The 22,559-nt window shown below is 64.2% G+C and carries 19 protein-coding genes; 8 read left to right on the forward strand and 11 right to left on the reverse strand.

Going from position 1 to position 22,559, the window contains the following annotated elements; translation table 11 throughout:
* Positions 1 to 96 precede the first annotated feature (96 nt).
* The 3 genes from FJ951_RS27480 to htpX form a co-directional block, all read right to left on the reverse strand.
* Positions 97 to 1,821 carry a heparinase II/III family protein gene (locus tag FJ951_RS27480; protein ID WP_140518222.1) on the reverse strand — a complete coding sequence of 575 codons (1,725 nt, stop codon included), beginning with the start codon at positions 1,819 to 1,821 and terminating at the stop codon, positions 97 to 99.
* A 249-nt stretch (positions 1,822 to 2,070) separates the two neighbouring features.
* Complete coding sequence (locus tag FJ951_RS27485; protein ID WP_224618097.1) at positions 2,071 to 3,453, reverse strand: RsmB/NOP family class I SAM-dependent RNA methyltransferase; 1,383 nt, start codon at positions 3,451 to 3,453, stop codon at positions 2,071 to 2,073.
* Positions 3,450 to 4,463, reverse strand: a complete 1,014-nt coding sequence (gene htpX, locus FJ951_RS27490; protein ID WP_140518224.1) for a zinc metalloprotease HtpX — start codon at positions 4,461 to 4,463, stop codon at positions 3,450 to 3,452. Before htpX ends, FJ951_RS27485 begins: the two co-directional genes overlap by 4 nt.
* Positions 4,464 to 4,581: 118 nt before the next feature.
* Here htpX and FJ951_RS27495 point away from each other — a divergent pair, with 118 nt between their 5' ends.
* On the forward strand, positions 4,582 to 4,800 hold the full coding sequence (locus FJ951_RS27495) for a DUF1674 domain-containing protein (protein ID WP_140518225.1): 219 nt from the start codon (positions 4,582 to 4,584) through the stop codon (positions 4,798 to 4,800).
* Positions 4,801 to 4,860: 60 nt separating this feature from the next.
* Here FJ951_RS27495 and FJ951_RS27500 read toward each other — a convergent pair whose 3' ends face one another.
* Positions 4,861 to 5,535, reverse strand: coding sequence for an HAD-IA family hydrolase (locus FJ951_RS27500; RefSeq protein WP_140518226.1), 675 nt, complete (start codon positions 5,533 to 5,535; stop codon positions 4,861 to 4,863).
* Between the two features lie 181 nt (positions 5,536 to 5,716).
* On the opposite strand from FJ951_RS27500, the gene FJ951_RS27505 reads away from it, so the two are divergent.
* The 3 genes from FJ951_RS27505 (at position 5,717) to FJ951_RS27515 (ending at position 9,985) form a co-directional block, all read left to right on the forward strand.
* Positions 5,717 to 6,586, forward strand: a complete 870-nt coding sequence (locus tag FJ951_RS27505) for a transglutaminase family protein (RefSeq protein ID WP_140518227.1) — start codon at positions 5,717 to 5,719, stop codon at positions 6,584 to 6,586.
* Positions 6,587 to 6,877: 291 nt separating this feature from the next.
* Positions 6,878 to 8,356 carry a TadE/TadG family type IV pilus assembly protein gene (locus tag FJ951_RS27510; protein WP_140518228.1) on the forward strand — a complete coding sequence of 493 codons (1,479 nt, stop codon included), beginning with the start codon at positions 6,878 to 6,880 and terminating at the stop codon, positions 8,354 to 8,356.
* 366 nt (positions 8,357 to 8,722) lie between these two features.
* Positions 8,723 to 9,985 (forward strand): cyclopropane-fatty-acyl-phospholipid synthase family protein, encoded by a 1,263-nt coding sequence (locus tag FJ951_RS27515; RefSeq protein WP_140518229.1) that lies wholly within the window; start codon positions 8,723 to 8,725, stop codon positions 9,983 to 9,985.
* Here FJ951_RS27515 and FJ951_RS27520 read toward each other — a convergent pair whose 3' ends face one another.
* Both FJ951_RS27520 and acs read right to left on the reverse strand, forming a co-directional pair.
* Positions 9,986 to 10,726 carry an MOSC domain-containing protein gene (locus FJ951_RS27520; protein WP_140518230.1) on the reverse strand — a complete coding sequence of 247 codons (741 nt, stop codon included), beginning with the start codon at positions 10,724 to 10,726 and terminating at the stop codon, positions 9,986 to 9,988. It lies immediately after the preceding gene.
* An 8-nt stretch (positions 10,727 to 10,734) separates the two neighbouring features.
* Complete coding sequence (gene acs, locus FJ951_RS27525; RefSeq protein WP_140518231.1) at positions 10,735 to 12,690, reverse strand: acetate--CoA ligase; 1,956 nt, start codon at positions 12,688 to 12,690, stop codon at positions 10,735 to 10,737.
* Positions 12,691 to 12,994: 304 nt separating this feature from the next.
* Here acs and FJ951_RS27530 point away from each other — a divergent pair, with 304 nt between their 5' ends.
* A complete protein-coding gene (locus tag FJ951_RS27530; protein ID WP_140492921.1) occupies positions 12,995 to 13,267 on the forward strand; it encodes an usg protein in 273 nt (90 codons plus the stop codon).
* Positions 13,268 to 13,498: 231 nt separating this feature from the next.
* On the opposite strand, the gene FJ951_RS27540 is transcribed toward FJ951_RS27530, so the two are convergent.
* Both FJ951_RS27540 and FJ951_RS27545 read right to left on the reverse strand, forming a co-directional pair.
* Positions 13,499 to 14,533: an aldo/keto reductase gene (locus tag FJ951_RS27540; protein WP_140518232.1), complete on the reverse strand. Its 1,035-nt coding sequence runs from the start codon at positions 14,531 to 14,533 to the stop codon at positions 13,499 to 13,501.
* 58 nt (positions 14,534 to 14,591) lie between these two features.
* On the reverse strand, positions 14,592 to 15,773 hold the full coding sequence (locus FJ951_RS27545; RefSeq protein WP_140518233.1) for an MFS transporter: 1,182 nt from the start codon (positions 15,771 to 15,773) through the stop codon (positions 14,592 to 14,594).
* Positions 15,774 to 15,897: 124 nt separating this feature from the next.
* On the opposite strand from FJ951_RS27545, the gene FJ951_RS27550 reads away from it, so the two are divergent.
* Positions 15,898 to 16,803: a LysR family transcriptional regulator gene (locus FJ951_RS27550; protein WP_140518234.1), complete on the forward strand. Its 906-nt coding sequence runs from the start codon at positions 15,898 to 15,900 to the stop codon at positions 16,801 to 16,803.
* 154 nt (positions 16,804 to 16,957) lie between these two features.
* On the opposite strand, the gene FJ951_RS27555 is transcribed toward FJ951_RS27550, so the two are convergent.
* The 3 genes from FJ951_RS27555 to FJ951_RS27565 all read right to left on the reverse strand — a co-directional run bounded on the left by FJ951_RS27555 (position 16,958) and on the right by FJ951_RS27565 (position 19,142).
* Positions 16,958 to 18,007, reverse strand: a complete 1,050-nt coding sequence (locus tag FJ951_RS27555) for an aldo/keto reductase (RefSeq protein WP_140518235.1) — start codon at positions 18,005 to 18,007, stop codon at positions 16,958 to 16,960.
* A 117-nt stretch (positions 18,008 to 18,124) separates the two neighbouring features.
* A complete protein-coding gene (locus FJ951_RS27560) occupies positions 18,125 to 18,379 on the reverse strand; it encodes a type II toxin-antitoxin system Phd/YefM family antitoxin (protein WP_140518236.1) in 255 nt (84 codons plus the stop codon).
* A gap of 100 nt (positions 18,380 to 18,479) precedes the next feature.
* Positions 18,480 to 19,142, reverse strand: coding sequence for a YggS family pyridoxal phosphate-dependent enzyme (locus FJ951_RS27565; RefSeq protein ID WP_140518237.1), 663 nt, complete (start codon positions 19,140 to 19,142; stop codon positions 18,480 to 18,482).
* Between the two features lie 153 nt (positions 19,143 to 19,295).
* Between FJ951_RS27565 and leuS the strand changes: the two genes are divergently transcribed.
* Positions 19,296 to 21,920, forward strand: coding sequence for a leucine--tRNA ligase (gene leuS, locus FJ951_RS27570; protein ID WP_140518238.1), 2,625 nt, complete (start codon positions 19,296 to 19,298; stop codon positions 21,918 to 21,920).
* A complete protein-coding gene (gene lptE, locus FJ951_RS27575; RefSeq protein WP_140518239.1) occupies positions 21,907 to 22,485 on the forward strand; it encodes an LPS assembly lipoprotein LptE in 579 nt (192 codons plus the stop codon). The genes leuS and lptE overlap by 14 nt, the downstream gene beginning before the upstream one ends.
* Positions 22,486 to 22,559: the final 74 nt, after the last annotated feature.

Genomic DNA, 22,559 nt, shown 5'->3' on the forward strand with positions numbered 1-22,559 from the left:
GAACCGCTTCGACGCCAAAACAGAAGCGGACAGATCATGTGCTACCAAACCGGACAACTTGATTAGCTACCGACAGCTCGGTCAGCGCCGGCGCGGTCAGTTGTTTTCGGGATAGCCGGCGATAGAGGTGCGGGTGAGCTGCCAGTGGACTTCGGCGATGTCGGACGGCTTGAAGGCAAGCACGATCTGCCGGCTGCGGCGCGGGCCGCCGAGACCGGCGAAGTAGATCGATTCCTCGACCTCCGGCACCATCTCGGTGCAGGTGAACACCCAGCTGTCGGCCTGCTCGGCGGTCAGTACCAGGCGGTCATGCTCGTCCTGCAAAAGGTTGATGTCGGGATGGACGTGGAAGCGCACGGTGACGAAATCGCGGCCATTGTTGCGGATCGCCGCACCTCCAGGACGCTGGAAGCGGTCCCTGCCGGTCAGCACATTGCCGTTCGATGACAGTTTCAGCTCGCGCTCGTGCAGGAAACCGAAGCGCTGGATATAGCCGTCATGGCGGGCGATGAAGCCTTGAACGCCCTTCTGGTCGATACGCTTGCACTGCACATGCTGCGGGCCGCCGATCAAAGGCGACCCCAGAAGATCGTTGATGCGCAGCGAATGGCTGAACCGCGCCGACGAGGTGTCGTTGATGGTGGCGGTCGAATGCGCGGCGGTGGCGCGGGCCAGGGGCCGGAATTCGGCGGCGCCATAGGTGTCGATGCCGGCATTGACGATGTAATGCTGGCGGCCCGACGACAGCTCGAAGGCAAGGCAGCTTGCATGGGCGGCATTGGAGACGTGGACGGGCGGCGGCAGGCCGGTGTCGGCGATGACGGTGACGCCACCCATGGACAGCCGCTCATAGCCTGAATGCGGTGCATGCAGCAGCGGCGAGCCGGCGGTGTCGTCGTGGCGCAGGATGCTGGCAATGCGGTCATGGATGGTGGCGCCCATGCCGTTGAAGCGGGCGAGGCTGCCGTCCTGGTGGCGAAAGAAGCGCAGCGCCGGCAGCATCCTGTCGATGGCGCCGATCAGGGCCTGTGGCGGCGCTTCCGCCTGGTTGGCGTAGGTCTGCCGCAGCGGCAAAAGGTCGGCGAGGATTTCCAGCACCGCCATTGGGTTGCGCGAGATGTGGCCGCCATCAGGAAGGATCTGGCGGTCCAGTTCCTCGGCGAGATTGCGGGTGGCGCCGCGCAGCGCCGATGCGGGCGCCGGCAGCGACAGGGCGGCGAAGGCGAGGGCGATGCGGGCGCGCAGCCTGTCCTTGCCGTCAGGCATTTCGCGTGCCATCGACCTGAGGTAGCGGATCTGGACGGCCAGCGATTTCAGGAAGGCGCGGTAGAACGGGAATTCGGCGCCTTGCAGCACGATCGAGGAATGCTGCAGCCAGGCGATAATGCGCTTGGCGGCCGTGCCGGGCTCCCAGGCAATGCCGGAAATGTTGTTTCCATGCGTGGCGATCCAGTCGGACACCAGCGCACGCGCATTGGCGGCGGCAAGCTCGGTGCCGGCGGCGCGCATGTGACGCAGCCAGCGAAAGCCATGCAGCGTCTTCTGCCAGCCGTAATTGGGAACGCTGATCTGGAAGGGCGACTTGCCGCCGGTCTCGACCATATGTCCCGACAAGGGATAGCGGCCATAGTAGATCTCGAGCGCGATCTGCGGGTCGGCCAGCCGCAGGTCCGGCGGCGCGATCAGCACCCGTTCGGGCGTGCGGCCGGAATAGCGCCAGCGATAAACCGGTCCGGCACGCAGGCGCCGGCGCGTTTTGCGCCAAAACTCCTTCGCGACAAGCGCCCACAGACGCGTCGTGTTGCCGGCAGCAAGTGCCAAAACCCCTCCTGATCGTCCTCTATCCCAAGGGCAAGCTTATCTGATTCAACGATTCATGCGAAGGCGAATTCCCGCGAGCGGTGACGCTGCGCCTGGCTTGGCCGCGGATGCTCCCCAAAAAAGTCAGCAACTTCCTATGCTTAAACCCCTGAGCGGTTCAGCGCCCGATGGGCATCCATACTCCGCTCCAGATCCTTGTTCCACGCAATTCCGGACGGAGAATCATCACGCAGCTTTCGTGGAATTGCCCTAGCCGGCGCGACGCATGCGCGCGGCGAAAAAGCCGTCGAGACCGGAACGTTCCGGCGAGCCCAGATCGAGGTCGGCAGGTGTGGTGCGCAACGTGCCTTCCTGCGTCAGGAAGGGATCGATGCCGACGATCTCGCCGGCGCGAAGCGGGTCGGCAACGACGCCAGGCGTCGCGGCGAGGAAGCCACGATAAAGCTCCTCGCCTTCGAGTGGGTCGAGCGAACAGTTCGAAAAGACGATCCTTCCGCCCGGCTTAACCAGGGTGACGGCGCGCGCGAGCAGCCGGCGCTGGAGATCGGCGAGCTTCTCGACATCAGCCACAGTCTTGGTCCATGGCACGTCGGGATGCCGCCGCACCGTGCCGGTCGAGGAGCAGGGCGCGTCGAGGAGGACGGCGTCGAACAGCTCGTCCGGCTCGTACTGGAGGAGGTCGGCCTGCACGATATCCGCCGACAGGCGGAGGCGTTCGAGATTCTGCGCCAGCCGCGCCAGCCGGTTCTTCGAGGTGTCGATCGCGGTGACGCGTGCGCCGGCCACGATCAATTGGGCGGTCTTGCCGCCGGGCGCGGCGCAGAGATCGGCGACGCGAAGCCCGCCGACATCACCGAGCAACCGGGCAGGCAGGCCGGCTGCGGCATCCTGGACCCACCAGGCGCCTTCGGCGAAGCCAGGCAGTTCGGTGACCGGGCCGGCAAGCTTCTCCACCCGAATCGTGCCGGTCGGCAGGGCAATGCCGCCGAGCCTTTCGGCCCAGTGCTCCGGATCGGCCTTGACCGAGAAATCGACAGGGGCCTCCTGGCGGTGGGCGGCGAGTATCCGTCCGGCCTCGTCCACGCCATAGGCGGCCTTCAAACGGTCGGAAAACCATTTCGGCGCTTCGTCGGTGGTAGCAAGGGCCTCTGGAAGTTCAGCCTCCTTGATCCGCGCGAGCGTGCGCAGCACACCGTTGACCAGGCCGGCAAAGCGCAATGTGCGGGGATCGGACTTGGCATGGGTGACGGCGAGGTCGACCGCGGCGCTGTCGGGAATGTCGAGGAACAGGATCTGCGCGGCCGCCACATGCAAAATATGCGACAGCGCGGTGGCATTGGCCGGCAGCGGTTTTTCCAAACGCCGCGCCAGCAGCCCGGCAATGGTCATGCGATAGCGCAGCGCGGTGACCAGAATGGCGCGCACGAGACCGCGATCGCGCAGGTCCAGCGCCTTGTACTGCGGATGGCCGTTTTCATGGTCGGTCAGGCCGTCGAGCGGCGTCCTGGCATCGATGACGGCGGCCAGCAGCCGCGCAGCCGCCTTGCGGGCGGCAAGGCCGGCAACGAACTCGCCGTCCTTTTTGTGTTCCTGACCACCTGTGCGTCGAGGTGCTCTGCCCGCCGCGCTCACGACCACGGGCCCTTGGGCCCGGTCGGATTGCGACCCCATGGATTGGATTTGGGCTCTGCCGGCGGTTCCGGCGCGGCCGGCTTGCCCCACGGTCCTGCCGATTGCGGCTCGTCGGCCTGCGGCGGCACTGGCGCCTGGCGCTGCGGGGACCGCGATACACCACCGTCCATGCGCTGCGCCATCGCTTGCAGCGCGGCGATGCGGTTCTCGGTGCTCGGGTGGGTGGAGAACAGACTGTCCATGCGCTCGCCGTGCAGCGGGTTGATGATGAAGAGATGAGCCATCGCCGGGTTACGCTCGGCATCCGGATTGGGTATGCGTTCGGCGCCCCGGGCGATCTTGTCAAGCGCCGAGGCCAGCCACAGCGGGTGTCCACAGATTTCAGCGCCACGCCGGTCGGCCTCGTATTCGCGGGTGCGGCTGACCGCCATCTGCACGATCATCGCCGCAAAGGGCGCCACGATCATCGCCGCCAGCACGCCGACAAAACCGAACGGGCTGTTGTTGTCGCGGTTGCCGCCGAGGAAGAAGGCGAAATTGCCAAGCATCGAGATGGCGCCGGCGAAGGTGGCGACGATCGTCATGGTCAAGGTGTCGCGGTGCTGGACGTGGGCGAGCTCGTGCGCCATCACTGCGGCCACTTCCTCATGCGTCAGCCGTTGCAAAAGGCCGGTGGAAGCGGCGACAGCCGCGTTCTGCGGATTGCGGCCGGTGGCGAAGGCGTTGGGCTGCGGATTGTCGATCAGGTAGGTCCTGGGCATCGGCAGGCCTGCCTGCTCGGCCAGTGCCTGCACGATGGCGTAATATTCGGGCGCGTTCTTCTCGTCGACCTCGACGGCGCGGTTCATCGACAGCACCATCTTGTCGGCGTTCCAATAGCTGAACAGATTGGTGGCGGCGGCGATCAGGAAGGCGATCATCATGCCGCCCGTGCCGCCGATCAGGAAGCCGACGCCCATGAACAGCGCGGTCATCGCGGCAAGAAGCATGGCGGTGCGAAGTGTGTTCATCGTCTGCTCCCGTCCTGGTCGTGATGTAAGGGGGTCGATCCTCGTGGGCTCATCGCTATATGATGGGAAACGCCGGTACCCGTTTCAATCGGCCTGTTTCAATCCGCCGGAATATCGCATGAACGACGAGACCAGTAAAACACCTGCCACTGATGACGAAGCGCGGCTGAAGACGCTGACGCCCGCCGCCCGCCGCGCGCTTGAAGAGGCCGCGGCGCGGCGCGAGGACTACCGCCGCAAGGAAGCCGCGGTGCCGAAGGAAGTCGGCGGCCGCGGCGGCAAGGAGCCCGGCCGCTACGGCGACTGGGAGATCAAGGGCCTGACCAGCGATTTCTAATATGCCGGCCCAGCAAACAGCTAATTTGCTGGCAATCGGGTGTTTGATTGTCGCCAGAGCCTAGAAGGCCGTTGCCGCCGCCCGCTGCGGCTGGAGCGCGATCCAGCCGCGCTCGTCGACGGTGACGCCGATGGCGTCGTAGCCAGCGATCGCGGCATGCTGCGTCGCCAGGGGATGTCGGTGCGTGGCGTTTATGACCATGACCGCTGCGCCCGCCGCCTCGGCCGCCGTGATGCCCGCCGGGGCATCCTCGAACACGAGGCAATCACGCGCATCAACGCCGAGCCGCGTTGCGCCGAGCTGAAAGCAGTCGGGCGCCGGCTTGCCGCGTGAAACATCTTCCGCCGCGATCAGGACGGCAGGGACGGGGATGCCGGCGGCCTTCATGCGCAAGAGCGCCAGTTCGCGCGGTGCCGAGGTTACGATCGCCCAGCGCCCCGGCGGGAGCGCGTTGAGAAACGCGGCGGCGCTGGCGATCTGAACAATGCCCTCCAGATCGGCGGCTTCGGCCTTGAGCAAGAGGTCGGCCTCATGCGCCGGATCGACGCCCGGGAGCGCCAGACCGGCGATCGTCTCGATCGCCCGCACGCCATGGATCGTCGGCAGGAAGGCGGCGACGTCGAGCCCTTGCCGCCGCGCCCAGTCGCTCCACACCCGTTCGGCCGAGGCAATGGAATTGATGAGCGTGCCGTCCATGTCGAAGAGGAAGGCGGCGAATTTTCTGCCCGCGTACATGATTTTCCTTGATTTCGGGGAGGTCTTTCGAGGGAGCGCCGATGGTAACGTCCCGGCGTCGGCATTGGAAGCCGCGCGGCCACCTTTTCGGCCAGTCCCCTTTTCCGTAAGTCAGGGAACCGCGATCCGCCTCCGGCGTTTCAACTTCGCTGCTTTTCCACGACCATCGAAGGGGGACGCGATGCTGATTCGGCTCGGCTACGAAATGGCCATTGAATGCGCTGGAGCCACGCCGGTGATTTCAATGCTCGAGATCCACAGGGACAGGCAGGCCGACATCAAGCGGCAGACGCGCATGCTGACGTCGCCCGCGGTTCCGACCAGGCTCTACAGCGATTTGCATGGCAATTCGTGCCGCCGCTTTACCGCACCCGCCGGCACTTTTCGCATCCTCTACGATGCCGTGGTCGAGGACAGCGGCGAGACGGACGAGGTCAACACGCTGGCACGCGAGGTGCCGGTGGCCGAGCTGCCCGACGAGGTGCTGTTTTATCTGCTGGGCAGCCGCTATTGCGAGACCGATCACCTGAGCCAGTTCGCCTGGGAGCTTTTCGGCCGTTTGCCGTCCGGCTGGGCGAGGGTGCAGGCGATCGTCGATTACGTCCACAACCGGCTGTCCTTCGGCTATGGCTATGCCCGCTCGACCCGCACCGCGGCGCAGGCGCATGAGGAGCAGGTCGGCGTCTGCCGAGACTTCGCCCATCTGGCGATCACGCTCTGCCGCTGCATGAACATTCCGGCACGCTATGTGAATGGCTATCTCGGCGACATCGGCGTGCCGGCCGATCCGGCGCCGATGGATTTCTCGGCCTGGATGGAAGTGTTTCTCGACGGCAAGTGGTACACGTTCGACCCCCGCCACAATGTTCCGAGGATCGGCCGCATCGTCATCGCGCGCGGCCGCGATGCCACCGACGTGCCGTTGCTGCACAGTTTCGGGCCGCATCGGCTCAGCCTGTTCAAGGTATGGACCTACGAACAGGAGAACAATCTGTTCAACCCGCCCTACCACGCCATCGACAGGACGGTCACCGCGCAGATGCTGGCCTGAGCCGGGTTTCCATGCATCCCCATACTGCCTCGCTCTGGCACACGAGCCGCTGTGCCGTGGCGGGACACGGCCGCGCGCCCTGTGCCGCGACGTGCAAGATCGTGGTAAGCGCTTGGTAAATGCCACCCGAACGCAGCATCGGCGTTTACTGGTCATTCACCTTTCCATCCTTGAAAGCGAAGCAAAAACAAGAGTCTAGTCCCTGGTGCGCGGCCGCTGGCCGCGCCCGGCCGGAATCCTGCATCGATCCGTTTGCCCGGCGACGAGGCCGGGGCGAGCGGAGAGAGAACGATGCGGATTTTCGGGGGTCTTGTGGACGCGGCCGGCGACTTTGCCAGGCATCGCGGCGGGAATTTCGCCATCCTGTTCGGATTCGCCGCCTCGGTCTTGGCGCTGGGCGTCGGCTTCGCCGTCAACATCACCCAGCTCTACAACGCCAAATCGAGCCTGCAGAGCGTGGTCGACGCCGCAGTGACGTCGACGGCGCGGGATCTGACGACCGGCGTGATCAAGGAGGCCGACGCCAACAAATCGGTGCAGGCCTTCCTCGACGCCAACAGTACGGCCGGCATCCTGCAGGCCAACCAGATCGTGCTCGACAGGCTGACGGTCGACAGGACCGCCAGGACGGTGCAGGCGGAGGCCCATGCCGACGTCGCCTTCTATTTCCCGCTGTTTGGCACGCGCGACATGCAGCGCGTTCCCGCCTCGACGACAGCGCTCTATTCGGACAAGCAGATCGAGGTGGCCATGATGCTCGACATAACAGGCTCGATGGCGAAGCGGGGCAAGGTCGACAAGATCGGCGATCTGAAAGCAGCAGCGAAAAACGCCGTTCGGACGATGCTCCGGAACCAGGATCCGAAGAACCCCCGCATCCGCGTCGCGATTGTGCCTTACGCATCCGGCGTGAACGCCGGCAAGCTGGCCGAAAACGTCTATGCCGAGAAGCCAGGGAGCTCTGAGCTGCCACCCGTCGCCGGCAGTTCGCTTCTCGTCGCCAAGACGGGCAAAAATTTGCTGCCGTCCTTCAGCGACTACATCTCCATTGTCGGCGCGGCGATGCCACGCCCCGATAATTGCGCCACGGAGCGCAAGGACAAAAATGGCGACGCGGATTTAAGCGCCGACGGCCCAGATGCTGTTCGCATGGATAAGAACGGCAAGAAGTACTATGCCCTGGTCAACCGGGATGATCATCTCAATGGCGGCGGAATGAACAAGTGTCCCGATGCGGAAGTGATCCCGCTGACCGCCGATTCCGGCGCATTGCTTGGTTCGATCGACGACTTCCAGGCTGACGGTTATACCGCCGGCGCGATCGCCATTCAGTGGACCTACTATATGCTGTCGCCGCAATGGCGCGCAGCGATCAAGAATGCCGGCCTCGGCAACGGCGCCTCGGACGTCAACGCGAAGAAGATCGCCAAGGTCGCGATCCTGATGACCGATGGCCAGTTCAATACCGCCTTCGCCGGCGCCGGGGGCCGCTACAACAGCCAGGGCAATCTTGCGCGCGGCAACGCCGAAACGCTGTGCGGCAACATGAAAAATGACGGCATCGAAATTTTCACCATCGGCTTCGACCTGAACAACAAGGACATGTCGGCAACCGAGCGGGATCAGGCAAAGGCGGTGCTGAAGGACTGTTCGTCGAAAGATGCCTCCACCGCTCAAAAACACTATTTCGAGGTGTCGACCGGGGTGGAATTGGACGCCGCCTTTCAGGAAATCATCCGCAACACCGAAAAGGTCGCGCTGACGCAGTAAGCCGCACAAGGAAAAGGCCGCCGCTTCTTTCGAAGCCGGCGGCCTTCCGTGTTTCCGTCCATGGCGCGGCTCCTGGCGGCAACCCGATGGGTCGCCCGCCGCGCATCTCGCGCCTTAACGGGAAGACTGCTTCCCGAAAGTGCAATCCGCTGAGGCCACGTTCTGGAAAACGAAATCACTCGACATCGGATCACCTCCTTTCAGTTTGTTGAACACGCACTGATGATGGGGTGCGTTGCAGCAAAAGACAAGACGCCAGATGGAAAAAGACGTTTTTCCGGCTTGGCCGCGTCCTTTCGTGCAATCGGGTTGCGGCCAGGGGTTCAAGCGGACAAGATCGGCCTACCGAATGTAGTGGGGGACGGCATGGACGCTACCGAAAGAGCAGCACGCATCGTTCGCACGGTCGTCCAGGCGCTGAAGCCGGGCTTTGCCGTCAGGCTTTGGACCGGCGAGCGCATCGGTCCGGCCGGCGGCCCGGTGCTTGCCATCAACGACCAGGACATCGTCTGGCAACTGGCCCGCCGGCCAAATTTCTCGACGCTGGTCGAGATGTGGATTTCCAAGGCGGTCGATGTGGAGGAGGGGTCGCTGTTTGACCTCTATGCGCTGCCTTCACAAGGCAAGCTGCGGTTCAAGGCGCTGCCGAAGCTCGCGATCATGCGCGACCTGCCGGCCGTGCTGTTCTCGCGAAGGCAGATGACGCAACGCGCCGACCTCGCCGGGCAAAATCCCTTTGTCAGCGGCTCCAACAAGCAGGCGATCCAGCATCATTACGACATATCGAACGTCTTCTACCGGCTCTTCCTCGACGAGCGCATGGTCTACAGCTGCGGGTATTTCAAGGATTTCGCCAATGACATCGACCAGGCCCAGGCCGACAAGCTCGAGCATATCTGCCGCAAGCTGCGGCTGAAGCCCGGCGACCGCCTGCTCGATATCGGCTGCGGCTGGGGCGCGATGCTGATCCATGCGGCGAAGCATCATGGCGTCGTCGGCCATGGCGTCTCGTTGTCGGAGGCCCAGACCGGACTCGCCCGCGAACGCATTCGGGCCGAGGGGCTGGAGGACCGGATCACAATCGAGATAAAATCCTATGCCGAGCTCACCGGAAGTTTCGACAAGATATCCTCGATCGGCATGTTCGAGCATCTGGGGCTGGCCAACCACGGCGCCTACTTCTCGACCGTCCATCGCCTGCTCAAGCCGGGCGGCATCTATCTGCATCATGCCATCACCAGGCGCAGCAAGGGCAGCATGAAGAAGACCTTGCGCAAGGGCTCGGAATACAAGGCGCTGATCAAATACATCTTCCCGGGTGGCGAGATCGACACGATCGGCATGACGTGCGGCAATCTGGAAGCACATGGCTTCCTCGTCCACGACGTCGAGAATCTGCGCGAGCACTACGCCCGCACCTGCCGGCTGTGGGCAGAGCGCCTGCATGCGCGCTTCGACGAGGCCATCGCCGAAGTGGGAGAAGCCAAGGCGCGGCTGTGGCTGCTTTACCTGACCGGCTGTTCGATCGCCTTCGATCATGCCTCGGCGCAGATTTTCCAGACGGTCGCCACCAAGCGGACGCGGGGCCCGAGCGGTTTGCCGCCGACGCGGGCGGATCTTTACAGGTAGTCAGGCGAATCGCATCCCGTCGCCGACCTTGACGCTGGCCGCGCGGTCGACGGTGCAGTAGACGCCGAGATTGTGCGCGTTATGACGCACCAGATTGCGCAGGATCGCCGGGTCGTCGTCGAAACCGTCCTGGGCGATGATGGTGAAGCCGCAGCGGCGGCACGGCTCGGAAATGGTCAACAGCAGGTCGCCGACGGCGAGCTTCCTGCCGATCCATTCGGTTTCGGGGAAAGAGCCTTCGACCGCCGCCATGTCGATGACGATGTTGGGACGGAAGCGGCGCGGGTCGGGAGTGCCTTGCGGATGCAGCGCCTTCAGGCGCGCCAGGGAGGCGGTGGTCAACAGATGGATCGGCGCCTTGCGGTAGCGCGCCTCGGTCAACGGGCCGGTATAGGCCGGCGGGGCGTTCTCCAGGCCGAACGGACGGATCGAGGCCGGAAAGCCTAGATAGTCGGAAACGGCACGATCGCTTTCGGCGCCGGGCGCTGCCAGCCAATCCGCGCCGGGAATCGCGATCTCGAGCCCGCGGTCGCCCGTCAGCCGGGTGCGGATGCGCGGCACCTTGTGCCACTTCGGCTCGCGATCGGGCCGGGCGATCTCATTGTCGGAGGCATCGACCAGGCCGAACATGCGGTCGCCCTCGATGCTCTCGGTGCCGACCGCGATCGTCTCCAGGCGTTCGCCGGCGAGCGAACTCGCCGGATAGCGCCAGAGTTCGGCAACGCTGCCTATCGCGGCCATGGCCGGTGTCAGCCTTTCTTGTTCTGGCGGTTGGCGACGAGGTCGTCGACGACGGCCGGATCGGCGAGCGTCGAGGTATCGCCAAGGGCGCCGAAATCGTCCTCGGCAATCTTGCGCAGGATGCGCCGCATGATCTTGCCCGAGCGGGTCTTGGGCAGGCCGGGTGCGAACTGGATCTTGTCGGGCGTGGCAATGGCGCCGATCTCCTTGCGGACATGGGCGAGGAGTTCCTTGCGCAAGTCCTCGCTCGGCGTCTCGCCGGCCATCAGCGTGACGTAGCAGTAGATGCCCTGGCCCTTGATGTCGTGGGGATAACCGACGACGGCGGCTTCCGAAACCTTGTCATGGCTGACCAATGCGGATTCGACCTCGGCCGTGCCCATGCGGTGGCCGGAGACGTTGATGACGTCGTCGACGCGGCCGGTGATCCAGTAATAGCCGTCGGCATCGCGGCGGCAGCCGTCGCCGGTGAAGTACTTGCCCTTGTAGGTCGAAAAATAGGTCTGCACGAAGCGGTCGTGATCGCCATAGACGGTGCGCATCTGGCCGGGCCATGACTCGGTGATGCATAGATTGCCGTCGGCGGCTCCTTCAAGCACCTTGCCCTCGCCGTCGACCAGTTGCGGCTTGACACCGAAGAAGGGCCGCGTGGCCGAGCCAGCCTTGAGGTCGGTGGCGCCCGGCAGCGGCGTGATCATGATGCCGCCGGTCTCGGTCTGCCACCAGGTGTCGACGATCGGCACCTTGGCGTTGCCGACGACGTTGAAATACCACTCCCATGCCTCCGGATTGATCGGTTCGCCGACCGAGCCCAGCACGCGCAGCGATTTGCGCGACGCCTTTTTCACGTGGTTGTCGCCGGCGCCCATCAGGGCGCGCAGCGCCGTCGGCGCGGTGTAGAAGATGTTGACCTGGTGCTTGTCGATGACTTCCCAGAAGCGCGACTGCGAGGGGTAGTTGGGTACGCCCTCGAACATCAGCGTGGTGGCGCCGTTGGCGAGCGGCCCGTAGACGATGTAGCTGTGGCCGGTGACCCAGCCGACATCGGCGGTGCACCAGTAGATGTCGCCATCATGATAGTCGAAGACATATTGGTGCGTCATCGAGACGTAGACGAGATAACCCGCCGTGGTGTGCAGCACGCCTTTCGGCTTGCCGGTCGAACCCGATGTATAGAGGATGAACAGCGGATCCTCCGCCTTCATCTTCTCCGGCTTGCACTCAGCCTTAACGGTCGCGGCCTCTTCGTGGTACCAGACGTCGCGGCCCGGCGCCCAGCCGATCTTGCCGCCGGTGCGGCGGACCACCACTACCTTTTCGACCCTGGTGCCGGCTTTTGCCGCGATCTCGATTGCCTTGTCGGTGTTCTCCTTCAACGGGATCGGCTTGCCGCCGCGCAGGCCCTCGTCAGCGGTGATGACGATGGTTGACTTGCAATCGTCGATGCGGCCGGCGAGCGCGTCGGGCGAAAAGCCGCCGAAGACGACCGAGTGGATGGCGCCGATACGCGTGCAGGCGAGCATCGCATAGGCCGCTTCCGGGATCATGGGCATATAGAGGGTGACGCGGTCGCCCTTCTTGACGCCGTGCTTCTTCAGCACGTTGGCGAAGCGGCAGACATGCGCATAGAGCTCATTGTAGGTGATCTTGCGGTCGTCGTAGGGGTTGTCGCCTTCCCAGATGATGGCGGTCTGGTCGCCGCGCTTCTTCAGGTGGCGGTCGATGCAGTTGTAGGAAACATTGGTCTGGCCGTCCTCGAACCATTTGATGGAGACCTTGCCGTCGAAGGAGGCGTTCCTGACCTTGGAGAAGGGTTTGAACCAGTCGATGCGCTTGCCGTGCTTGCTCCAGAACCTGTCCGGATTCTTCACGCTGTCGGCGTACCATTTGAGATAGGTGTCGTTGTCGATCAGCGCATTCTTCTTCCAGGCCGGCTGAACGCGGTGGACATGAACCTCGGACATTTCCTGCTTTTCCTCCCGAAACTAACGCCGGCTTGAACCGCCAGCGGGATCGCGGCGACGCGGCCGCGAATTCGCGCGCATTATTAACAGTTCCGCGATGACGGCAACATTAGACGTTGGGTTTGCGCGGCGGGATGCCGCACATGGGTCCGCGGCTGCTGTCAGCACTTGCACCGGACCGCTGCTAACTTCATGTTTTCGCGTGCTAAAGCCGGTTTCGATCAAGAAAAAATCAATAGACGGTTAAGCAACCGCGCGCACAATCCATTGTTGGGAGGAAGGAGAATCAACCCGGGGAGCAAAAATGCGCGACCAGCTTGAAATGGACCTGATGCTGCGGGGCTATGGCCTGACTACGGCCAATATCCTTTATCATTTCCCAGACCATCCGCATCTGTTGCAGAGCTTCATATGGCAGGACTACGACATCGCGCCGAAGTTTCCGGTGCTGATCCGCTTCATCGAGTTCTGGAAGACCAAGCTCGAGGGGCCGCTGCATTCGGTCAGCTACACGCACCAGAAGCTCATCGCGCCCAACGAGTGGCGCAAGGTCGACGGCGAGTTCGTGCTGCATTAGGGGCCGCTGTCCGAGGCCGTAAGGTCGGCACTCTACGGCGCCCCCCTCTGTCCTGCCGGACATCTCCCCCACGTGGGGGGAGATCGGCAGCTTTGCTAACAGCGCCATCCCTTCACGTTGGAAATTGGCGAAAGCCGAGGTGACATCCAATCTCCCCCCGTGGGGGAGATGTCCGGCAGGACAGAGGCGGGCGCCGCCCCGCTAATCTTCGGCTCTAGCGGTCGGACACGCTCAAACCGCCGGCGGGCTCAGCCGGGCGAAGGCCTCCTGGCGGCGGTAGGGAAAATAAGGGTAGGGCGCGGTGACCTCGCTTGCCGCATCGAGCTTCCCGATCTGCTCCGGCGTCAACGTCCAGCCGACGGCGCCGAGGTTCTGGCGCAACTGCTCCTCGTTGCGGGCGCCGATGATGACGGACGACACGGTCGGGCGCTGCAACAGCCAGTTGATGGCGATCTGCGGCACGGTCCTGCCTGTCTCCTGCGCCACCGCATCGAGGGCCTCCATGACCCGGTAGAGATGCTCGTCCTCGACCGGCGGTCCGAAGCTCGCGGTGTCGTGCAGCCGGCTTTTGTCGGGCAATGGCTGGCCGCGACGGATCTTGCCGGTCAGGCGGCCCCAGCCGAGCGGGCTCCAGACCAGCGCGCCGACGCCCTGGTCGAGGCCGAGCGGCATCAGCTCCCATTCATAGTCGCGGCCGACCAGCGAATAGTAGACCTGATGCGCGACATAGCGCGGATAGCCGTGCCTGTCGGCCAGCCCGAGCGATTTCATCACCTGCCAGCCGGAGAAATTGGAGACCCCGACACAGCGCAATTTGCCGGCGCGCACGAGGCCGTCCAGCGTCGATAGCACTTCCTCGATCGGCGTGCCGGCATCGAAGGCGTGCAGTTGCAACAGGTCGATGTAATCGGTGCCGAGCCGCTTCAGCGCGGCGTCGACGGCCTTGATCAGCCGCGAACGCGAGGAACCATAGTCGGCCGGCCCGTCGCCCATCGGCAGCGAGGTCTTGGTCGAGATCAGCACGGCATCGCGCCGGCCCTTGATCGCCTCGCCGAGCACCTCTTCCGAGGCGCCGTTCGAATAGACATCGGCGGTGTCGAACAGATTGACGCCGGCCTCGAGGCAAATGTCGACCAGCCGCCGCGCTTCCCTGGCGTCGCTGTTGCCCCATGCGCCGAACAGCGGGCCGGAACCGCCGAAGGTTCCCGCTCCGAACGAGAGCACCGGCACCTTCAGGCCCGATGCGCCAAGATTTCGATAGTCCATTTTCTTACTCCTTGTGATTTTGAAAGAAGTCGAATCGATCCGGCTTTGCCGGCGAGCTTCACGACCGAACGCAGACGGGCGCGCCGAGCGCGGTGCCGCGGTCGAGACGCAGGGCCAGTCCCGCCACGGCGAGTGCCGCGACCGGCAGCAGCGCGGCGACCCAGGTGAGCGAACCCAGGCCAAGACCTTGGGCAATGACCGCGCCGCCGAGCCAAGCGCCGGCCGCGTTGCCGAGGTTGAAGGCGGCGATGTTGAAGGACGAGGCGAGGCTCTGGCCAGCACCTTGGGCCTTTTCCAGCACCCACATCTGCAAAGGCGCCACGGTGGCGAAGGCGGCGGCGCCCAGCAGGCCGACATAGATCACGGCCAACACCTGGCTGTGGATAGCAAAGCTCATGGTCGCCAGAACCAGGGCGAGCACCACAAGACTGCCGAGCACCGCCGGCACCACCCAGCGGTCGGCGATCTTGCCGCCGGCGATATTGCCGGCGATGAGGCCGCCGCCGAAGACGAGCAGGATCGGCGAAACGGCCGCTTCCTTGAAGCCGCTGATCTCGGTCAGCAACGGGGCGATGTAGGTGAAGACGGCGAAGACGCCGGCATAGCCGAGAACGGTGGTGGCGAAGCCGAGCAGGACGGGCGTGCGGCGCAGCACGGCGAGATCGGCGCGCAGGTCGCTCTTCACGGGAGTTGCTTGGCTGCGCGGCACCAGTGCCAGGATGACGGCAAAGGCCGCGAGACCGACCGCGGTCACCGCCCAGAAGGTGGCGCGCCAGCCGAAAGCCTGGCCGAGCCAGGTGCCGAAGGGAACGCCGAGAATGTTGGCGATGGTCAGGCCGGTGAACATGAGCGCGATCGCCGACGCCTTCTTGTTGGGAGCGACGAGTCCGGTGGCGACCACCGAGCCAACGCCGAAGAAGGTGCCATGGGCAAAGGCGGTGATGACGCGCGCGCCCATCAATGTCCAATAATCAGGCGCCAGCGCACAGGCCAGGTTGCCAATGGTGAAGATCGCCATCAGCGCCAGAAGCACCGTCTTGCGCGGCCAGTTGCCGGTGGCGATCGTCAGCAGAGGTGCTCCGATGACGACGCCCAGCGCATAGCCGGAAATCAGTTGGCCGGCGGCCGAGATCGAGACGCCGAGATCTTTGCTGACGTCGATGAGCAGGCCCATGATGACGAATTCGGTGACGCCGATGCCGAAGGCGCCGGCGGCGAGAGCATAGAGAGCGAGAGGCATGATGTTTCCACTTCGGCGGTGACGGGCGCCCTGTCCAGGCCGCGCCCCGACCGGGAAGATCGTGTGGCCATGCGATGTGAACCAGACTTGCTCCAGGCATACTTTCTGTGAAATAGATTCACAGATGGCGCGATCCGACATCAATCGTTCCGGCGAGATCGAAGTGTTTGTGCGCGTCGTCGAGGCGGGCAGCTTTTCGGCGGCGGCACGTGCCTTGCGCATGACCCCGTCCGCGGTGAGCAAATTGATCGCGCGGCTGGAGGCCAGGCTCGGCGCGCGGCTGGTCACCCGCTCGACGCGCAAGCTGCAACTGACGCCGGAAGGCACTGCTTTCTACGACAGCGGCATGCGCATCCTCGCCGACATGGACGCGGCCGAGCGCGAGGCGGCCGCCGGGGCGGCGCCGCGCGGCCGGTTGAGGGTCAACAGCTACGTGCCGTTCGGCCACCACCGGCTGATGTCGCTGCTGCCTCGGTTTCTGGAGCGTTATCCCGAGATTTCCGTCGACGCCGTGCTGACAGACAGCGTGATCGACCTTCTGGAGGAGCGCGCCGATGTGGCGATACGCGCCGGGCCCTTGCGCGAGTCACGGCTGGTAGCGCGCAAACTGGGGCAGAGCCGGATGGTGCTGGTCGCGGCACCCTCCTATGTCGAAGCGCGTGGGACGCCGCGCACGCTGGCCGATCTCGGGCGTCACAATATGCTGGCCTTCGGCTTTGCGCGGCATATAGACGGCTGGCCTTTTGTCGATGCGGCAGGTGCGCCGGTCATCGTCCCGGTTGTCGGAAACGCAACGCTGACCGACGGCGAGGCGATGCGGCGGATGGCGCTGGCGGGAGGCGGAATCGCTCGGCTGGCGCGCTGGCATGTCCAGCCGGACATGGACGCGGGGGCATTCGTCCCGTTGCTGGAGGAATTCAACCCGGGCGACGAGGAGGCCACCCATGCCGTCTATGTCGGCCAGGGCAAGCATCTGCCTGCGCGGGTGCGGGCCTTTCTCGATTTTCTCTCAGAGGCCGTTCGCCTCTAGAGCAGTTCACCGTTTCATGGAAACGGCGAACCGCTCTAACTCTTTGTTTTGACGCAATTCTGGACAGAAAACCGCACACACTTTTCTTGGAATTGCTCTAACTGAGAAGCCGCGTACCTAAGGCACGCGGCTTCGAAGCAGGCTAGAAAAGCGATCAGGCCTTCGGCACGAACGGCGCCGGACGCCGGCCGGCGGCCTGCCGCTCCAGCATCCAGCCGGGATATTCGGCCGGCAGCGCGCTCACCTCGTCCAGTCTGGCGAGATCATCGGTATCAAGTTTGAGGTTCGTGGCGGCAAGGTTCTGTTCGAGCTGATCCATGCGGCTGGCGCCGATGATCACGCTCATCACGAAGGGCTTGGCCAGGACATAGCCTAGTGCCACGGTAGCGACGCTGACGTCATGCTTTTTGGCGATCTCGCGCATGACCGCGACCGCCGCCCAGGCGCGGTCCTCGTTGACCGGTGGGAAGTTGAAGGAGGCGCGGCGGCCCTCGCCATTGCCGGGCGCACCAGGGCCGTATTTGCCGGACAGCAGTCCGCCGGCCATCGGCGACCAGACCATAAGACCGAGCTTCTCCTCGTTGATCAGCGGCACGATCTCGCGCTCGAGATCACGACCGGCGATCGAGTAATAGGACTGGATGGTCTCGAAGCGGGCAAAGCCCTTGCGGTCGGCTATGCCAAGCGCCTTGGCGATGCGCCAGGCCTGCCAGTTGGATACGCCGACATAGCGGACCTTGCCGCTGGCAACGAGATCGTCCAGTGCCCGCAGCGTTTCGTCGATCGGCGTCACCGCGTCGGTTCCGTGCAGCTGATAGAGATCGATGTGATCGAGCTGCAGCCGCTCGAGGCTGGCATCGACCGAATCCATGATGTGGCCGCGCGAGGAGCCGCGCTGGTTCGGGCCCTCGCCCATGGCGCCGTGAACCTTGGTGGCGATGACCACGCTCGACCTGTCAACGCCGAGATCCCTGAGCGACTGGCCGAGCAGGCGCTCGGATTCGCCGAAGGAATAGACATCGGCCGTGTCGAAGAAATTGACCCCGGCGGCGAGCGAGCGGCCGACGATCTCGTTGACGCCTTTCTGGTCGAGACTGGCGATCAGGCCCCATTGGGCATTCTGGCCGGCTGCACCGAAGGTCATGGTGCCGAGGCAGAGTTGGGAGACGAACATCCCCGTATTTCCAAGCTGGTTGTAATGCATGGCGAAAGCTCCAGAGATTCGTGATGACACAGATCAAATAGGAACGGTACGTTTCGTTTCCAGCGCTGGCGTAATCAGCCGGTAGAACTGGACCATCTTGCCGGTGACAGAAACTTGTCAGAGATGGACCGCTCGGATCATTGTGTTCGGGCGGCGATTGACCTCCTCGACAAATTCGTCATCCCAGACGGGGACGGAGAGAAGATATTGCGCAAGGGAGGGCTTTGCGCCAACCCACCGTTCGTAGTCCTCAACCGCTAGCACCACGGCAGATGGCTGCCCTCGCACCGTAATGGTTTGCGGCCCTTTTTCGCGCGACTGTCTTACCAGCTTCGAGAGGTTGTTTCTTGCGTCCCGCAGCTGCCAGCTCAAGAAGACTACTCCTCGCTTGACTCGCAAGATGTGTTCAGTCCGTCTGTGTATCATAGGCTTAGAACTCACAGACGACAGGGCCAACCCAGGGCGGACGGTTTTATCGACTGCCGAAGATCGCCGAACCGACCCTGACACTGGTGGCGCCGAAGGCGATGGCCGTCTCGTAATCGCCGGACATGCCCATCGACAGTTTGGCGACGCCTGCCTCCCGCGCCAATTTTTCCAGCAGGGCGAAATGCGGGCCGGGGTTCTCGTCCGCCGGCGGAATGCACATCAGGCCTTCGATGGCGAGGCCGTGGACATCGCGGCAGCGGGCGACGAAGGTCACGGCGTCGCGCGGCTCGATGCCGGCCTTCTGCGGCTCGGAGCCGGTGTTGACCTGGACGTAGAGTTTCGGTGCCCGGCCTTGCCGGGCGATCTCCTTGGCGAGTTCGGCGGAAATCTTCTCACGATCGACCGTCTCGATGACGTCGAACAGCGCCACGGCTTCCCTGGCCTTGTTCGATTGCAGCGGGCCGATCAGATGCAGTTCGACATCGGGGAAAGCCTCTTTCAGCGCCGGCCACTTGCCCTGCGCTTCCTGCACCCGGTTCTCGCCGAAGACGCGCTGGCCTGCCTCGATGACGGGCCTGATGTCGGCGGCGTCAAAGGTCTTGGAAACCGCGACCAGCGTCACCGCGCCAGCGTCGCGCCGGGCTTCGCGCTCGGCGGCGGCGATCTTCGCCTTGACCGCTAAAAACTGCTGAACGGCGTCGCCCATGTCCAAATCCCGCTGTTTTGACCGCGTTTTTTCCAGACGCGATACCCATATGGTTGACGGGTTTGCCAAACCATGGTGAACACCCGGACCACATCCAATGGACTGCCGAGCTGTCGCCCGCAGTCCGCATGCTTTTTAAGTGAAAAACGTCCCATGGCAACCGAACGATACAATCCGCGCGCGTCAGAGCCCAAATGGCAGAAGGCCTGGGCCGACAGGAAGCTGTTCGAGGCGCACAACGATGATCCGCGCCCGAAATACTACGTGCTGGAGATGTTCCCCTATCCATCGGGACGCATCCATATCGGGCATACGCGCAACTATACGATGGGCGACGTGGTGGCGCGCTACAAGCGGGCCAAGGGTTTCAACGTGCTGCATCCGATGGGCTGGGACGCCTTCGGCATGCCGGCCGAGAACGCGGCGATGCAGAACAAGGTCCATCCCAAGGAATGGACCTATCAGAACATTGCCACCATGCGCGAGCAGCTCAAGGTCATGGGCCTGTCGCTGGACTGGGCGCGCGAATTCGCGACCTGCGATGTCGACTACTACCACCGCCAGCAGATGCTGTTCCTCGACTTTGTCGAGAAAGGCCTGGTGACGCGCAAATCCTCGAAGGTCAATTGGGATCCGGAGGACATGACGGTGCTCGCCAACGAGCAGGTCATCGACGGGCGCGGCTGGCGCTCGGGCGCGCTGGTCGAACAACGCGAGCTGACGCAATGGTTCTTCAGGATAACCGATTTTGCGCAGGATCTCCTGGATTCGCTCGATCGCCTCGACGAATGGCCCGAGAAGGTCAAGCTGATGCAGCACAATTGGATCGGCCGTTCGGAAGGCCTGCTGATCCGCTGGCCGCTGGCGGCTCCCGTCGCCGGCGAGCAGGAGCTGGAAGTCTATACGACGAGGCCCGACACCATCTTCGGCGCCTCCTTCATGGCGGTCGCCGCCGACCATCCGCTGGCCAGGAAGGCCGCCGAGACCAATCCGGCGCTGGCGAGCTTTATTGACGAAGTCCGCCATATGGGCACTTCGGTGGCGGCGCTGGAGACGGCCGAGAAGAAGGGCTTCGACACCGGCATCCGCGTCGTGCATCCGTTCGACGAGAACTGGACGCTGCCGGTCTACGTCGCCAATTTCGTGCTGATGGACTACGGCACCGGCGCCATCTTCGGCTGCCCGTCCGGCGACCAGCGCGACCTCGATTTCGCCAACAAATACGGCCTGCCGGTGATCCCGGTGGTGATGCCGGAAGGGGCTGATCCCAAGACCTTCCAGGTCATCGACGAAGCCTATGTCGACGACGGCGTGATGATCAATTCGCGCTTCCTCGATGGCATGAAGCCAGAGCGGGCGTTCGACGAGGTGGCGAAGCTGCTGGAGCAGAAGACGATCGGCAACCGGCCGATGGCCGAGCGCAAGGTCAACTTCCGCCTGCGCGACTGGGGCATTTCGCGCCAGCGCTACTGGGGCTGCCCGATCCCGATGATCCATTGCGAGGATTGCGGCGTGGTGCCGGTGCCGAAGGCAGACCTGCCGGTGAAGCTGCCCGACGATGTCGAGTTCGACCGCCCAGGCAACCCGCTGGACCGCCACCCGACCTGGCGGCATGTCAAATGCCCGCAATGCGGCAAGGATGCGCGGCGCGAAACCGACACGATGGACACGTTCGTCGATTCGTCCTGGTATTTCGCCCGCTTCACCGCGCCCTGGGCGAACGAGCCGACCGACCCGAAGGCGGCGAACGAGTGGCTGGCCGTCGACCAGTATATCGGCGGCATCGAGCACGCGATCCTGCATCTGCTCTATTCGCGCTTCTTCACCCGGGCCATGCGCGAGACCGGCCATCTCGACCTGGCCGAGCCGTTCAAGGGCCTGTTCACGCAAGGCATGGTGGTGCACGAGACCTATCGCGTGGGATCGGCATCGAACGGGCGCTGGCTGGCGCCGACCGAGGTGCGGCTGGAGGACGTCGACGGCAAGCGCCGCGCCGTCGAAATCGCCACGGGCGAGACGGCGGAGATCGGCTCCCTGGAAAAGATGTCGAAGTCGAAGAAGAACACGGTCAGCCCGGAAGACATCACCGACGGCTACGGCGCCGACACCGCGCGCTGGTTCATGCTGTCGGATTCGCCGCCCGAACGCGACGTCGAATGGACCGACGATGGCGCCGCCGGCGCGCATCGCTTCATGCAGCGCATCTGGCGCCTGGTCTCGACCGCGGCCGAATCGCTGGCCGGCATCGCACCCATAGCGGGCGGTGGCGGTGAAGCCGGGGCGGTTTCCAAGGCCACGCACAAGATCCTGAAAGCGGTCGGCGAGGACATCGAGAAACTCGCATTCAACCGCGCCATCGCCCGCATCTACGAACTCGCCAACGCGCTGACCACGCCGCTCAATGAGGTGGCCGAAGGCAAGGCCGATGCCGCGCTCAAAGGCGCCTGCCGGGAGGCCGTGGAGGTGCTCGTGCACCTGATCGCGCCGATCATGCCGCATCTGGCCGAGGAATGCTGGGAGGCGCTCGGCGGTGCCGATCTGGTCGCCGAACGGCCGTGGCCGATCTTCGACCCGGCGCTGGTCGTCGACAATGAGGTCACCTATCCGGTCCAGGTCAACGGCAAGAAGCGCGGGGATTTGACAATTGCCCGCGACGCGGACCAAGGTGCGGTCGAAAAAGCCGTGCTCGCTCTCGACTTCGTGCAGAAGGCGCTCGAAGGCAAGGCTCCGCGCAAGGTGATCATCGTGCCGCAGAGGATCGTCAATGTCGTTGCCTGATCGGGAAAAGACAGAGCTGAGCCGTTTGCTGCGCCGTGCCGCGCTTGCCGGCCTTGTCGGCTCGCTTGCGCTCGTTTCGGCCTGCCAGGTGCGGCCGCTCTACTCGAGCGCGCCGCTGTCGACCGGCTCGAGCGCCAATGCCGAACTGGCGTCGATCGCCATCAAACCGGTCAGGACGCGTTACGGCCAGCAGGTGCGCAACAATTTGATCTTCGGATTTGGGCGCGGCGCCGGCGAACCGGCATCGCCGGCCTACTCGCTCGACCTCGGCGTGACCGAAGCCGTTGAATCCTCGGCGCTCGTGCAGGTCGGAACCGACCAGGACGAGCCGACCGCCGGTTCGGTGACGCTGACCGCCGGCTACAGGCTGACCGATGCCAAAACCGGGGCGGTGATCGCGACCGGCAAGCGGGCGATCACTTCGTCCTTCGACAGGCCGCGCCAGGAATTCGCCGCGTACCGGGCACAGATCGATGCCGAGAACCGCGCCGCGCGCGAGCTTGCCAACGCGCTGCAACTGTCCATCGCCCAGGATCTCGCACGGCACGGCAAGACGGCCGGTTAGCGCCGCTCTCCGTTTCATGGTGGCATAACAATCTGGTGCCTGAAGGCCGCCTTTGCCACGGCTCCGGAGCCGGT

This window comes from Mesorhizobium sp. B2-2-3 (assembly GCF_006442405.1).
Taxonomy (GTDB): Bacteria; Pseudomonadota; Alphaproteobacteria; order Rhizobiales; family Rhizobiaceae; genus Mesorhizobium.